The sequence below is a fragment of the Paracoccus methylovorus genome, from assembly GCF_016919705.1.
Lineage (GTDB): Bacteria > Pseudomonadota > Alphaproteobacteria > Rhodobacterales > Rhodobacteraceae > Paracoccus > Paracoccus methylovorus.
The window spans coordinates 828116-842872 of sequence record NZ_CP070371.1; the positions used below are offsets into that span (position 1 = coordinate 828116).

The 14757-nt window shown below is 62.9% G+C and carries 9 protein-coding genes; all 9 read left to right on the top strand.

Annotated elements, in window-relative coordinates; translation table 11 throughout:
- The first annotated feature begins 1 nt into the window (after nt 1).
- The 9 genes from JWJ88_RS17355 to JWJ88_RS17395 all read left to right on the top strand — a co-directional run bounded on the left by JWJ88_RS17355 (nt 2) and on the right by JWJ88_RS17395 (nt 14730).
- On the top strand, nt 2-1036 hold the full coding sequence (locus JWJ88_RS17355; RefSeq protein ID WP_205295700.1) for a major capsid protein: 1035 nt from the start codon (nt 2-4) through the stop codon (nt 1034-1036).
- A gap of 57 nt (nt 1037-1093) precedes the next feature.
- Complete coding sequence (locus JWJ88_RS17360; protein ID WP_205295701.1) at nt 1094-1522, top strand: Bbp16 family capsid cement protein; 429 nt, start codon at nt 1094-1096, stop codon at nt 1520-1522.
- Nucleotides 1523-1526: 4 nt separating this feature from the next.
- Nucleotides 1527-1841 (top strand): hypothetical protein, encoded by a 315-nt coding sequence (locus tag JWJ88_RS17365; protein WP_205295702.1) that lies wholly within the window; start codon nt 1527-1529, stop codon nt 1839-1841.
- A gap of 142 nt (nt 1842-1983) precedes the next feature.
- Nucleotides 1984-2592, top strand: coding sequence for a hypothetical protein (locus JWJ88_RS17370; protein WP_205295703.1), 609 nt, complete (start codon nt 1984-1986; stop codon nt 2590-2592).
- Nucleotides 2592-4631, top strand: a complete 2040-nt coding sequence (locus tag JWJ88_RS17375) for a hypothetical protein (protein WP_205295704.1) — start codon at nt 2592-2594, stop codon at nt 4629-4631. The genes JWJ88_RS17370 and JWJ88_RS17375 overlap by 1 nt, the downstream gene beginning before the upstream one ends.
- 1 nt (nt 4632) lies before the next feature.
- Nucleotides 4633-5100 (top strand): hypothetical protein, encoded by a 468-nt coding sequence (locus JWJ88_RS17380; protein WP_205295705.1) that lies wholly within the window; start codon nt 4633-4635, stop codon nt 5098-5100.
- A complete protein-coding gene (locus tag JWJ88_RS17385) occupies nt 5100-5681 on the top strand; it encodes a hypothetical protein (RefSeq protein ID WP_205295706.1) in 582 nt (193 codons plus the stop codon). The genes JWJ88_RS17380 and JWJ88_RS17385 overlap by 1 nt, the downstream gene beginning before the upstream one ends.
- Nucleotides 5682-5803: 122 nt before the next feature.
- Nucleotides 5804-7810: a hypothetical protein gene (locus JWJ88_RS17390; protein WP_205295707.1), complete on the top strand. Its 2007-nt coding sequence runs from the start codon at nt 5804-5806 to the stop codon at nt 7808-7810.
- A 62-nt stretch (nt 7811-7872) separates the two neighbouring features.
- The gene (locus JWJ88_RS17395; RefSeq protein WP_205295708.1) at nt 7873-14730 is read left to right on the top strand and encodes a MuF-C-terminal domain-containing protein; all 6858 of its coding nucleotides are present in this window, start codon (nt 7873-7875) and stop codon (nt 14728-14730) included.
- The last annotated feature ends 27 nt before the right edge of the window (nt 14731-14757 follow it).

Here is a 14757-nt window from a genome sequence, read left to right on the forward strand (position 1 = left end):
CATGGCCGAGCTGAACGTTAAGAATCCGGGCCTTGTCGATATCCTGTCGCGCACGGACCCGGACGGCAAGATCTCCAACATCATCGAGCTTGCCGAGAAGTCGAACCCCATTCTCAAGGATGCGGTGTTCACCGAGTGCAACGACGGCACCAAACACCAGCACGTCATCCGCACGGGCATCCCGGAACCGGCGTTCCGCCGCTATAACGCGGGCGTCAAGCAGGGCAAGACCACCACCGCCAAGGTCGTGGACACTACCGGCATGGTCGAGGAGTTCTCGGTCGTGGACGAGGCGCTGGCCAAGCTGAACGGCAACGAGGCGGCATTCCGTGCCTCCGAGATGTCGGGCCTGATCGAGGGCTTCAACCAGTTCATGTCCCGCAACATGATCTACGGCTCCACGGCGGTCACGCCCGACGGGTTCATGGGGCTGGACGTTCGCTATGATGACCCTGCTGTCGCCTCTGGCCGCCAGCTCATCAACGCGGGCGGCAACGGATCGGACAATACCTCGATCTGGTTTGTAACCTGGGGGCCGCGCGCCACCACGCTGCTGTATCCCAAGGGTTCGGCGGCCGGCCTGTCCCACAAGGATATGGGCGCGCAGCTTTGGGACGCGCAGGATGGCAGCGGCAAGTTCCGCGCTCTGGTCGACCACCTGAAATGGGACATGGGCCTGTCGGTGGGCGACTGGCGCGGCAACGCCCGGATCTGCAACATCGACGTGTCGGCGCTGACCAAAGACGCCGCCACCGGTGCGGACCTGCTGGACCTGATGATTGACGCCGAGGAAATCATCGACACGGCCAGCCGCGTGGGCATCGACAGCAAGGGCAACCTCGTCGAGGGCAAGACCGTCATCTATGTCGGCCGCACCGTGGCAAAGTTCCTGCGCAAGCAGGCGCTGAACAAGAAGAACGTCCAGCTGCGTGTTGAGGAAGTCGCGGGCGAGCGTGTCACCATGTGGGGCGACATGCCGGTGCGCCGACTGGACGCGATCAGCAACGCCGAAGCGGCAATCACCTTCCCGAGCTAAGAACAGGCCCGGTCCGCTCAGGGCCGGGCGTCACCATCATTTCGACAGGAGGATGCCATGCATCTCGACGCACAAAACCTGTTCTCGGACGCGCAGGCCCTGACCGCCACGGCCGTCTCGACGAACCACATCGATCTGGGCGACACTGCGCAGCCGGTGCTGTCTCCGGTCAAGCTGACCCGCGACATCGGCGGCGGTTACGATATTCCGCTGCTGGTTCAAGTGGTCGAGGACTTCGCGGACGGCACCAGCGTCACGGTGCAGGTGCAGGTCGCGGCGGCCAACAGCTTCGCCAGCGCGAAGGTTGTGGCGGCTTCGCCGGCTGTGCCCGTTGCGCAGCTCAAGGCCGGCTTCAAGTTCCCGGTCCCGGTCATCCCGTTCGGCGCAGATCAGCGTTTCATGCGGCTGAACTATGTAGTGGCGGGCACTCCGACCGCCGGCAAGATCACCGCCGGCATCGCGGCGGGGCTCCAGACCAATGGCTGACGGCATGATCTGGGTGGTGGCCAAGCTGCGCGGGCAGACGCCCGACCGGCTCTGGCACGAATCTGCGGACGGCCCGTTTCAAATTGAGGCGGGTCTGTTCTCGGAACGCTGGATGCGCGAGGCCACCCCGGCCGAGGTGCGCGAGGCAACGGGGCAGGCCCCCGAAGCCACCCCGACCGGCGGCGCGAAGGACATGGCAGAGATGTCCGACGACGAACTGCGCGCCCATTACGAGGTGGTCATGGGCGAGAAGCCTCACCACGCGGCGAAGCGCGAGACGCTGATCGAGCGCATCACCGAGAAGCTGAACGCCGACTGATCGTCTGCCCGGCCCTGTCACGGGGCTGGGCCTTTCCTGGAGTTCGCCATGCTCATCATCTTTGCCGTGAACTATGCCGCCGCTGTCATCGCCCTCCAAGCGATGGGGCTGTGGATCGACCCGCGATAACTGGAGCCCCCGCATGCAATCTGCCATTGCCATCTGCAACGTCGCGCTGACCACCTATCTGGGGTCCCGAACCATCACGGCATTCGAGGAAAACTCGCCAGAGGCAGAGCAATGTAAGCTGCACTATGACCGGATTCGCCGATCGCTGCTGGAGCGCTGGCCATGGGTCTTTGCCTCACGTCGCGAATTGCTGGTCGAGGAGACGCTGAACGACCGTGCCGGCGCCTGGTCACATCGCTATGCCCGGCCGGGCCACATGGTTGCTGTCCGCTGGGTGAACGACCCCACTGCGGCGCGCATGGCAATGCAACTCGGCCAGACGCCCGATACTATGCGCGAGATGACGGCGGATTCGATCTATTCAGACGTGGCCGGCGCGGTGATCGAATACACCCGCGACGTCACAGACCCGACGATATTCACCTCCGGTTTCGCGGACGCGCTCGCCGCCCATCTCGCTGCCGCCATTGCGATGCCGATAACCCGCGATGCGGCCAAGGTAACCGGCGCCAAGCGCGAGGCGGGGGAACTGCTGGATCACGCGATGGTCGCGGATTTCAACAGCCGTCCCGCGACGGAACAGACATTCTACCCCATGCAGTTGCAGGTTAGGGGATACTGATGCCAGCCGCTCGCATTCAGCCATCATTCGCCTCTGGCGTCCTCGGCCCTGCCCTGTGGGGCCGGATCGATCTCGCCCGCTATGACAGCGCCCTTCGCAAAGGGCGCAATGTATTCGTCCATGCTCATGGGGGCGTCAGCAACCGGCCTGGCCTGCGGTTTGTCTGCGAGGTCATGAACAGCGATTATCGTCACCGGCTGCTGCCGTTCGTGCGCGAGTCTGACGACGCCACGGTTTTGATCTTCGGCCAGAACCAGTTGGGCTTTGTGAAGAATGGTGCGCGGGTGCAGTCTGGCGGCGTGGATTACACCATTGCTACGCCATGGTCCGCGAACGGGGCGCAGGCGCTGGATACCGTGCAGTCGGTTGACGTAATCTTCGCTGCTCACCGCGCGGCGGCTCCGCGCCGCATCATGCGGAATGGCGAAACGGATTGGACGATCAGCACCGTGCCTGTCAACCCGACTGTGGCAAGCCCGACGATCAGCAGCGTCACGCCTCGCAATAGCGGGACTGAGACCTATCGCTACCGCGTGACTGCCGTTGTCGGCGGGGTCGAAGGCTTCCCCTCGGCCAATGTCGCGACCACGGCGGCTGAGCTTTTGAGCATAGAGGGCGCATGGAACGACATCGCCTTTTCCGCGGTCACGGGTGCGACGGAATATCGTGTCTACAGGATGCGGAATGGTGTGCCGGGCTATATCGGGTTTACAACCAACACATCCTTTCGGGACGACAATATCTCCCCTGACAGCACAGTGACACCGCCAGTGCAGGCCAGCCTGTTCAACGCTGCCGGGAAATATCCTTCGGTCGTCTCGATCTATCAGCAGCGCCTGGCGTTCGGCGCGTCCGACAATCAGCCCGAGACGATCTGGATGTCGCGGGTCGGGGATTACCTGAACTTTACCCGCTCCCAGAACATGACCTCCTCCGATCGGGCAGAGTTCGACATGGCCGGTGAGCAGCTGAACCGCATTCGCGCCATGCTCCAGCTGCGCGAGCTTCTGGTGTTCACCAGCGCGGGGGAGTTTTCCGCGACCGGTCCCGATGGCGGATTCGATGCGCTGAACCCCATTGTCACCCAGCACGGGTATATCGGCAGCGCGACCGTCAAACCGCTGGTGGCCGATGATACCGTGCTTTTCGTGGACCGATCCGGGCGGGGCGTGCGCGATCTGCGCTATGCCTATGAGAGTGACGGCTATTCAGGAAATGACCTGACCATCTTTGCCTCGCACTTCCTCCAGGGCCAGCGCATTGTCGGTTGGGCCATGGCGAAGAATCCGTGGTCAATTATCTGGATAGTGCTGGATAGCGGCAAGCTGCTGGCGCTGACCTATAAGCGCGAGCATCAGGTCTGGGCATGGACCGAAATGGATATCGACGGCGCGGTCGAAAGCGTGGCCTGCATCCCCGAAGGATCGAACGACGCCACCTATCTGATCGTGCGCCGCCTGATCGACGGCCAGCAGCGGCGCTATGTCGAGCGGTTCGACGACAGGGATTTTTCCACCGCATCCGATGCCTTCTTCGTGGACTGCGGCATTACCTATACCGGGGCCGCGGTGGCGACGGTTACCGGCCTTGATCATCTGGAAGGGCGCGCGGTGGTAGCGCTGGCTGACGGCGATGTTATTCCCGGCCTGACCGTCACCGGCGGCGCGGTCACACTACCGCACGCGGCCAGCAAGGTGCACATCGGTCTGCCATTCACGGCGGAGATGGAAACCCTGCCGCCGGCGATCCAGTTCGATGATGTCGGGGCTTCGCGCGGTCGGCCGCACAGCGTCAGCGCGGTGCGCATCCAGATGGAGAACACCCGCGGCATCAAGGTTGTGACCGACGACGGGCGGGAAAGCGAACTGGTGCAGACCGGCGGCGATCTGTCTGAGGGAATTCCGCTCTGGACCGGCATGCACGAATTGACCGTGCCGGCGCAGTGGAATCGGGACGGCACTGTAACGATGCGGCAGGATTACCCGCTTCCCATGACAGTGCTTGCCATCTCGGTCGAGCTGACTATCGGGCGAAACTGACATGGCGGTCACGGTCGCGCCCATCACGGCCGAGGTGATCGACACCTTGCTGCCGCGCCTTCGCCCTATCGATCGTCTGGAACTGGACTGCATGGGCAGCGGCGATGCGCGTGGCGATCTGCTGCGGCTTGTCGCGCAATCGCGCCGGTCCCGAGCAGCATACATGGATGGAGATCTTGTCTGTATCTTCGGGGTGAAGGCGGCGACGGCCATGTCCGACACCGGCTTCCCCTGGGCCTTGACAACACGCGCCGTGGACCTGCCGCAGGTGCGGCGCGAGTTCGTGGCAGGGTCGAGGGTCGGGGTGGAATGGCTGGGGCAGGATTTTCGCCGGCTCTGGAATCTGGTGGCCGAGGAGAACCTTGTCGCCCGGCGCTGGCTTCGGTGGATGGGGTTTCGGTTCGACGAGGAAAAGACGGCCATGCTGCGGGGGCATCGCTTCCTGCATTTTGAGATGGAGAAGAACTGATGTGCCTCGACCCGCTTTCCGCCGCTCTGTCTGCCGCCGGTGCGCCTGTCGGGCCTATGGCGTGGCTTTCCAATATCTTCTCCAGCTTCGGCGGGCTCGGCACGGTGGCCACCGCCGCCTCTGGAGCGGCCAGCGCCTATGCCGCGGTCCAGCAAGGCAACGCTGCGCAGGCCGCGGCAGAGGCAACGGCTAAGCAGCAGGAAGCCGCTGCCCGCGAATCCTTGCAGCAAGGCGAGGAGGAATCGGATCGCAGGCGCCGGGCCGGCGCGGGCCTTCTTGCCCAGCAGCGTGTCGCTATGGCGGCGAACAATGTCGATGTCAGCGCGGCCTCGGCCATCGAACTTCTCGACGACACGAAAGCGGGTATTGAGGACGACGCCTTTGCCATCCGGCAGAACTTCCGCAATCAGGCCGGCAATTATTCCCAGATGGCCACGAATAGCAGGGCAGAGGGAGGAAGCGCCGCGTCGCAGGGGCTTTGGGGTGGTGTCGGCACTATCCTGTCAACCGGTGCGCAGGTCGGATCGAAATACAGTCATTGGGCGCGTAACCGCAACTCGGCGCAGGGGAGTTTCGCTTGATGGCAATGATCGTCCCAAAATATGAACGCAATCAGGTTGTGCAGACCCGCCAGCCCGTCGGGGTCACGCCGCGCCAGTCCGGTTTTGGGCAGGTCGCCAAGGGCGTCGCGGATGTCGGCAAGATGTTCGACCAGTGGCAGGCGGATGTGGATGAAGCTGACGCCAAGGCCGCGGATACCGATTTCGCAAAGATGGTCAGGCAGACGCTCTACGACCCTGAGCGGGGCTATCTTAACGCGCAGGGTGGGGATGCATTGCAGCAACGCAAGCAAGCCGCTGAGACGCTGCAAAAAGCCTACGAGGATCGCCTTGCGGGGTTGAGCCCGGCGTCGCGCGACATGGCCAGCAGGGCTATGCAGGGCCGTCTGGATTCCGCGCTTCTGGGCATAGATCAGCACGCCGGGCGTGAACGGTTGACCTATCTCGACGGTCAGTCGAAGGCGCGGGTTCAGTCCGCCATTGACGACGCCATCGTTGATCCCGCCAATCTGGCCCGGTCTCTCGGTATTGCTCGTGCCGAAGTCCAGGATCAGGCGCGCCTGAACGGCTGGTCGCCGGAACAGACGGATGTCGCTATGAAGGCGGCTGAGTCCGACATGCACGTCGGTATCGTTTCGCGCCTCGAAGCTGTGAACCCGGAGCAGGCATTGCAGTATCTCAATGCTCATCGTGACAGCATGGCTGGGGGTGCGGTTGCCAGTTTGGAGGGCAGACTTGTGCCGGAGGTCAAACGGCGCCGGGGGTATCAAGGCGGCATGGATGCGGCGGCCGGATATATGGGGGTCAATATCCAGCCTTCCTATTACGAGGCCACGCGCGGGGCGGAAAGCGGCGGCAATGACGCAGCAAAGAACCCGAACAGCACGGCGACCGGCCGGTATCAGTTCATCCAAAGCACTTGGGATGGCCTGCGGAAGCGCCGCCCGGATCTGGGGCTGACGGCAGACGGTAGGGCTGATCCGGCACAGCAAGAGCGTGCCATGCGGGCTTTCACCGAGGAAAACGCGCGGACGCTGATCCGGGGCGGCGTGGCAATCACGAACGGGAACCTGTATGCCGCGCATTTCTTGGGCGTGGGTGGCGCGCTCAAGGTGCTGACCGCGCCCATGGGGGCGTCGGTTGCACAGATTGTCGGGCAAGGCGTAGTCGCGGCAAACCGCTTCCTTGAAGGGATGACGGTTGCGGACTTCATGGCTTGGACTGAGCGCAAAATGGGCGGGCAGGCGGCTGGCCCCTCCGGTGAAGCCTCTGGCACATCTCGCAGCCCGGTCTGGGATATCTTGCAGATCGCAGACCCGGATGAGCGGGCGGCGGCATGGCAGGGATATCAGGCAGTATCAGGCCAACTGGCCGCCGAGGCGAAGGCGCGGCAGGATGCCGCGGTTGAAGCTGCATTCAACGCAATCAATCAGGGTGGGTCTGTCAACCAGCTCTCCCCAGAGCAACTGTCTTTGCTCGGTATGTCCGGCACATCGTCGCTGATCGAATACGAGAATAAGGTTAAGGCCGGGCAGCGGCCGGAAACAGACCCCGAGTTATTCGTGGAACTGACCATGGAGGCTGAGGTCAACCCCGGCGCTTTTGCGTCCCGCGATCCTCTGGAATGGCGGAACCGGCTCAGCGATTCCGATTTCAAATCGCTGGTTCAAAAGCAGGCCGAGATACAGAAGGGCGAAACCAACCCGTCTTCGGCGGCGACGGTTTCGACCATAAACACTGTCACGAAGGACCTGCTTGTCTCTGCCGGTATCGACGACAAGAAGAAGTCCGGCGCGCAGCAGGTGGCCAAGCTGCAAGAAGGCCTGCTCCGGTGGTCGCAGTCGTTTCAGGCACAGAACGGCGGGCGCACGCCGACGCATCTGGAAATTCGTGAGCAGGCAAATGCCATGCTCTTGCCCGTGGTCATCGACCCGCCGGGGCTGTTCAACTCGGTGAATGGACGCGCTTTCGAAATCGATTTCGATGGCGTGACCCCTGGCGACATCGTGGACGGAAGCCTCAAAATTGCAGGCGAAGCCGTCGCACCCGAAGTGATCGAGGCATTCGTGCAGGAATTCGAAGCCGCCCTCGGGCGCGCGCCGACACCGCAAGAGGTGGTGGAGGGGCTAGCCTGGGCGCAGGCCCGCTGACCACCGCCATATATCGACCGCTCCTCGCTTCCTAGCCTGCAGGCGACAGAAGCGAGGACATCATGGCCGGACCTTTCGACGCCTATTTCGACCAGCTCAAGCAACGAGAAGCGGCAAGCACCGCGGCGCGGGTCCGGCTTGATCCTTTGCATCCCGATCAGGCTGCCGAAGGTCTGGCCACCGCGAAAGAGCTTGGCGTCCCGCCCGGACAGGTCATGGCATTCCCGCAGATGTTCAAGGACCGGCTGGAGCAGCAACGCGCGACGTCTACACTGGCCGAGGCGCCAAAACTCTCCGATTGGCTCCGCTCCGACCCGGTAAATGCGGCGCTGGCCAAGGACGATCTGGAAAACCAGTCGTGGTTCGAACGCAACCTTAAACCCGGCCTCGATCTATATGGCGATTCGGTCGGCGGCAGTCTGAACGAAAGCCAATTGGGGCGAGGCTTTCGCACCGGTGTCACCGGGGCAAAGCAGATGGGGGTGGCCGCTGCCACAGTCCCGATTGCAGGGGCGCAGGCAACCATGCTGCAGCGCCTTGATGCCTTTGACCGGGCCAAGGATATCGACCCCTCCACGCCGCGCTCCCAGATCGCAGAACATCTCGGGATTGACCCCATGTCGCCCACGGCGGCGATGGTGGCCGACTTCGTGAGGGGTGATGCCGAGAAGCGCAAATGGTATGTGGATCGGACCATTACAGCCGTTCAGTCGAACAAGGAACTGATGGGGGCGCTCACGGATCGCGTGCGAGCCTATCAGGACCAGATGCGCGAAACTCAGGGGCGCGTGCCGGATTTCACCGATATCGACGACGTGAAAGGCTTCATGGATTGGGCCGGGTTCAACCTTGGCCAAGCCGGTCCATACCTGCTGGCGACGCTTGCCGCGTCAGCGACTGCCGGCCCCGCAGGCGCCCTCGGTGTCGGTTACGGCATGGGCGTCGGTGACATCCGGGCCGAACAGATCAATGCCGGGCAGGACCCATTCGATACCGGCGCGGCTGGTGCTGCGGTATTGGGCGCCGTGCCTTATGCGGGGCTGGAATTGCTAGGCCCCGCCGCCCGCCCGTTCAGGGGCAATTCCGGGCAGGTTCTTCAGCAGGTGGCCGAGGGTTGGGCCAAGCGGATGGGCCGTGAGGTCACGACCGATGTTGTCGAGGAGTTCATCAACGAGGCCGGGCAGGAAATCATCAAGGATTATGCCGTTCAGGCTGGGGGCGGTGCCGAGGTCGAGCTGAACGACGAGACTCTGCTGAAGTGGTTCAATGCAGGCATGGCGGGCGCGGTGTCCGGCGGCGGGCTCAGCACCATAAGCACGGCGAATACAATCGCGGCAGAGCGCGACGCTGAACGTGCGCGAAATGCAGGCCGCACCGCAGCCGCACTGGATCAGGTGTCGCAACAGGCACAGGCGTCCAAGGTGCGCGAGCGGTCGCCCGATGCGTTCAAAGCGGCACTGGATCATCAGGGTGTCGGAGATCAAATGATCTATGTGCCGGCACAGGGTTTGCGTGAGTTCTTCCAGGCGCGTGACCTGACCATGGATGATCAGATCGCGCAGGAATGGGGTATCGATCCCAGCACCTTTGCGGAGATGGAGATCAGCGGCGGCCGTGTTGCGATTCCACTTTCGAATTTCGCCGCCTATCTGTCCGGGTCAGAGGCCGAGGCATGGGTGCGCGAGAATGCGACCATGGACCCGGATGAACTGTCCATCGCAGAAGCGCAGGAATTTGCCGATCTGGTGCCAGAAGATGCGGCCGATGCATATGAGCAGCAGGTGGCGGAGACGCGGGCGGAGGACGAGGCCAGAACCTCCGATCAGCAGGTATTCGACGGGATATATTCCCAGCTGCGCGAAGCGGGGCGCACGACGGACGTGGCCGACAAGGAAGCCCGCGTCATGTCCTCGTTCTTCCGCACGATGGCCGAGCGGGTGGGGGATGATGCGCTGGATCTGGCGCGGCGGTTCGGCCTGCGCATTCAGGGGCCCGACGCCGATGGCATCCCCCGCCGTCGCGGCGCGCTGGATATCATGCTCAATGATCTGCGCGCGGGCAGGAAGGAAAAAACCGGTCGCAGTCTGACGCAGTTCGTCATCGACGAGGGCGGCATTCAGGATACCGGCGGCGATGTCGCGGAACTCGAGGTCAAGGGGCTGGTGTCCGAGGCGGCGGAGCAGATCCGCGAACGGCAGGTGCAGGGCACTATGCCAGGGATGATGCCGGCGCAGGGGAGGGGGCTGGCTCTGGACGAGTTGGGCCGGAAGGCGGTCGAGGCCGGTTATTTCCCCGAGCTGATGGGAGAGGTTCAGGGCTTGAATAATAGCGAGGCCGCTGACCTTGGCGCGGCCCTGCTGGAAGCCTTGCGCGAGGAGGCGAGCGGCCGCTCGCGTTACCTTCCGGGCGAAGGGCCTGATCCGGGACGGGCGGCGCTGAACGACGAATTACAGCGTCGCGGGATTGATCCGGCGACGATGAGCAACGACGAGATTGCGGCGGCGCTGGAAGCCGATCCGAATGGCGTGGAGTACGGGCAGGCTGCTGTTCCGGATGGTGCGGTTCGCATGTGGCGGCAAGGCTTGCTGCGGGTGGTTTCGGGTGCTGCTGCGCAGACCGACATGGTTGGAATGGGTAGGCCTGGTGAGGTTCTAAAAACTGCTGGCGGGCTTGCAGACCGGCCCTTGCAGTTCATGGCGGGCAAAATTCGCAAGGTGATGAAGGACCACCCCGAGATTTCAGCAGCAGTTCTTGAGAGAATCGTTCCTCGGGTCCATGATCCTGATTATATCCTGCAATCCGCAACAGACCCGGATAGCATCGTTTCTGTCCCCGTGGAGCTTCCAGACGGGCGCGTGATGATCGTGGCTATCCGTAAGAACCAGCGTGACGCGCAAGGTCGCCCGATAAATCTGATCACCAGCGTGTATCTGAAAGATGACCCGCAATGGCTGGCGCGCGAAGCTGCGGCAGGGCGAATGCTTTATGCAAGAGAGGGATACCACTCGACCGGGCAGAGTCCGAACCAACCGGGGTCCAATTCCCCTTATGTCCAGCCCCGAAGGGCTGATCTCACCCGGTCGAGTAAGCGCAAAATACTCTCCCGTGACGATGTTTTCAAGGGCCGCGAACTGCCGCAAGGCCGCCGCGGCTCCATCGTGCTCCCCGCCGGCGGCCCGGACGGCGCGCAGACGGTCATCAACCTGTTCGAGACGGCGGACTTGTCCACCTTCCTGCATGAGGCGGGACACTTTTTCCTTGAGACCACGGCGGCGCTGGCCGCCGACCCCGATGCACCGCAGCAGCTGCGCGACGACATGGCGGCCGTGCGCGAATATCTGGGGGCCGATGACGGCAAGCCCTTCACCACCGATCAGCACGAGGCCTTCGCCCGGTCGTTCGAGGCTTATGTCATGGAAGGCAAGGCGCCGTCTCTGGCGCTGGCCGATGTATTTGCGCGCGTCAAGGCGTGGCTCACCCGCATTTATCGCTCACTCGCCGGCCTGAACGTGAAACTGTCGCCCGAGATTCGCGAGGCGTTTGACCGGATGCTGGCCACGGATGCCGAGATTGCACAGGCGCGTGCGGAAGCCGCCGCCGACCCGCTGTTCCGGGATAAGCCGCCCGGCATGTCAGACGGGGATTGGAACACTTATCAGCGCCTCGCCCGGCGGTCGAAAGAGCAGGCCGAGGCGAAGCTGTTGGAAAAGACCATGGCCAAGGTGCGCCGCGAAAAGGAATCGTGGTGGAAGGCTGAGCGCAAGCAACTCCGTGATGAGGTTGAGGCGCGGATCACGGCTCTGCCGCAATACCGGCTGATCGAGGCCATGGCGAATGGTCGCATCATCACGCCGGACGGTGACCAGCCGGCGCCGGACGTTCGGATCGCGCGCAAGGATCTGGTGGAGCAGTTCGGCGCTGGCGTTTTGGCGGAGCTGTCTCGCGAGAGGTTCGGGGGCAAGCGGGCCATCTATGCCGACGACGGGTTGCCGCCCGATGTGGCTGCGGAAATGTTCGGCTTTGCCGGTGCGGTCGAGATGGTGCAGATTCTCCAGAACACCACCAAGAGGGCCGATGCCATCAATGCCGAAACCGACCGGACCATGCTGGAGCGATACGGCGATCCCATGACCGATGGCACGATCGAACAAGAGGCGGTGGACGCGATCCACAACGAGCAGCAGGCGCAGAAGAACGTGGCCGAGGCTCGGCAGATCGCCGCGCAGCTCGGACGCGACACCCGCTCCATGACTCCGGCACTGTATCGTCAACGCGCGCGCCTGATGCTTGGTCGCATGACCGTTCGCGAGGCGTCGGCCCCGGCCCGGTTCCTTGCTGCGGAGCGCCGCGCCGGCCGGGATGCAGAGCGCGCCTTTGCCAAGGTGGCGCGCGGCGATGCTTCGGCGCTGGCGACGGCGCTGCAAGCCAAGGAACAGCAGATCCTCAATGCTGCGCTATTCGACCTGTCGCGTCAGGCCGAGGCCGATGTCGGCAAGGCCCGCGAAAAGATGCAAGCGTATGGCAAGAAGTCGGTGCGCGAGAAGCTGGAGGGCGGCTATATCGAGCAGATCGATGACTTGCTCGACCGCTACGATTTCCGCCGCCGGTCACCGGGACAGGTGGCCAAGACCGAGCGCATGCGCGAATTCGTGGACCGGATGATTGCCGAGGGCCGAGAGGCTGAACTGATGATCGATCCGCGCATGATGGACGACGCGCGCCGCGTCCATTACTCGCGCTTGTCGCTGGACGAATTCCACGGCCTTCTCGATACCGTGGCCAACCTCGACCACCTTGGGCGGTTTAAGCAAAAGCTGATAACGGCGCGCAAGCGGCGCGATCTGGCGCAGACAGCGGCAGAGGTGGCGGACGCCATTGTCGAGAATATCGGCTCGGGCAAGATCAAGCAGGAAAGCCGAGGCCGGTATCTGCTCGACTTGGTATTGACCGCGGACACCGTGCTGGTGGACGTGGACGGCGGGGATGAGTTCGGGGCGGCCTATCAGGCGATCAAGCAGGATATCGACGCTGGATACGTCCAGGTGGACGAAATGAATCGCGAACTGTCGGAAAAGCTTTCCGACCTGTTCAAGGTCTATTCGGCCAAGGATATCCGCGACATGAAGGTCGAGCGGCACATCAATGGCACGCGCTTCTCATGGTCGAAGTGGAAGGCAATCGCCGTCGCGCTGAACACCGGCAACGACGATAATATGGCCCGCCTACTGGCCGAAGATGCACATGCCGACCAGCGCATGACGCGGGAAGATCTTGATGCTGTCTTGGATACTCTCGACAAACGGGATTGGGACTTCGTCCAGTCGATGTGGGATCTGATCGGCAGCTACTGGCCGCAGATCGAGGCGGTAACGCAGCGCCGGACCGGGGTTAAGCCCGGGCGGGTCGAGGCGCGGCAAGTCCCGACCAAATTCGGCACCTATAAGGGCGGGTATTACCCGATCAAATACGACGCGGGCTATGGTCATGCTGCTGCGGTGGATGCCCGCACCGAGATGGATAAGTTCATGTCGGCCGGGCGGTTCGCCAAGGCGCAGACCAAGCACGGGCACACGATTGAGCGCAAGGCCAGCGGAAACGGCCGCACGCTCAATCTCGACATGGATGTGGCGTTCACCCACTTGCGCGATGTAATCCGCGATATTGCGCTATCCGAGGCGGTTGATAACTCCTACCGCGTGCTGAACCATGGCGCGGTAGCGCAGGCCTTCATGGATGCGGGGCGGAAGAACGACCTCGACATGATGAACCTCTGGGTCAAGGACGTCGCGCAGGGTCCGATAGTTCACACTGATCCTCTGAACATGTTCGCCCGCATCGTGAAGAACAATTTCACGCTGTCGCGCCTGGCACTGAACATGAAAACTGCGGCCTTGCAGATGACGGGCGTGGCGCAATCGGCGGCGACCGTGGGTAAGCGCAAGATGGCCCGCGCCTTTGCCGATTACTTGAAGCGGCCGGGGGAAACCTCTCGTGAGGTCATGGCAAAGTCCGAGTTCATGCGCCGTCGGCAGACGACGTTCGACAAGGACATCAACGATTTTGCCAACGATGCAATGATTACCAGCCCGCTGCGCGGTCGCGTTGCGGAGGCCGCGGAATTCTTTTCGCGTGTCGGGTTTGCGCCGCTCACGAAGGTGCAGTTCTATGCTGTGGATGTTCCGACTTGGCTGGCCGGCTATCGCAACGGTCTGCGGAAATTCGATGGCGACGAAGGTCAGGCAATCGCCTTTGCGGATCGCATGGTTGCGCGGGCGCAGGACAGTGGTGCAATGCCGGACCGGTCGGCAATCTCTCGTGGAACGGTGTCGGAGAATGCCCGGCAGATTGAGTGGATAAAGCTGTTTACCACGCTTCAAGGTTACATGATCGCGAAATTTAACCGCGGTTATCTGACGGCGAAGCAGGGTGTCCGCGACATCCGGGCCGGCGAAACCGTGGCGGAAAGGTTCGGCGCGACCGCCGATATGGCGACCAATCTGATGCTGATCTACGTGGCAGAGTCCGCGATGATGGGCTTGCTCTATCTGGCCATGGCCGCGGGCGATGATGACGATGAACCAGACCGCGAGAAGTTTTTTACTTGGCTGGCAGAGGAAACCGTCGGAACTGTGATCGGCGGCTTTCCGATCGTGCGGGACGCCTGGTCCGTCATGTCCAATCCGGCGGCTACGGGCGGCGGGGTTTATGGTTCGATCACGGAAATCCCGGCGCGCCTCTTTCAGCAGGCCACGCAGGGCGAGAACGACAAGGCGCTGCGCCGCTCCGTAGCGGATGCTGTCGGTCTTGCAACTGGGTTGCCATCGACAGCCTTGATGCGCCCGATCGAGGAATTGCTTGAGGAAAGCGACGAGCGGTCCCTGATCGAGGCCCTGATGGGGCGCAACCCGCTGACCAACTGACGCCCGCCAACATATATCGCCTGCGCT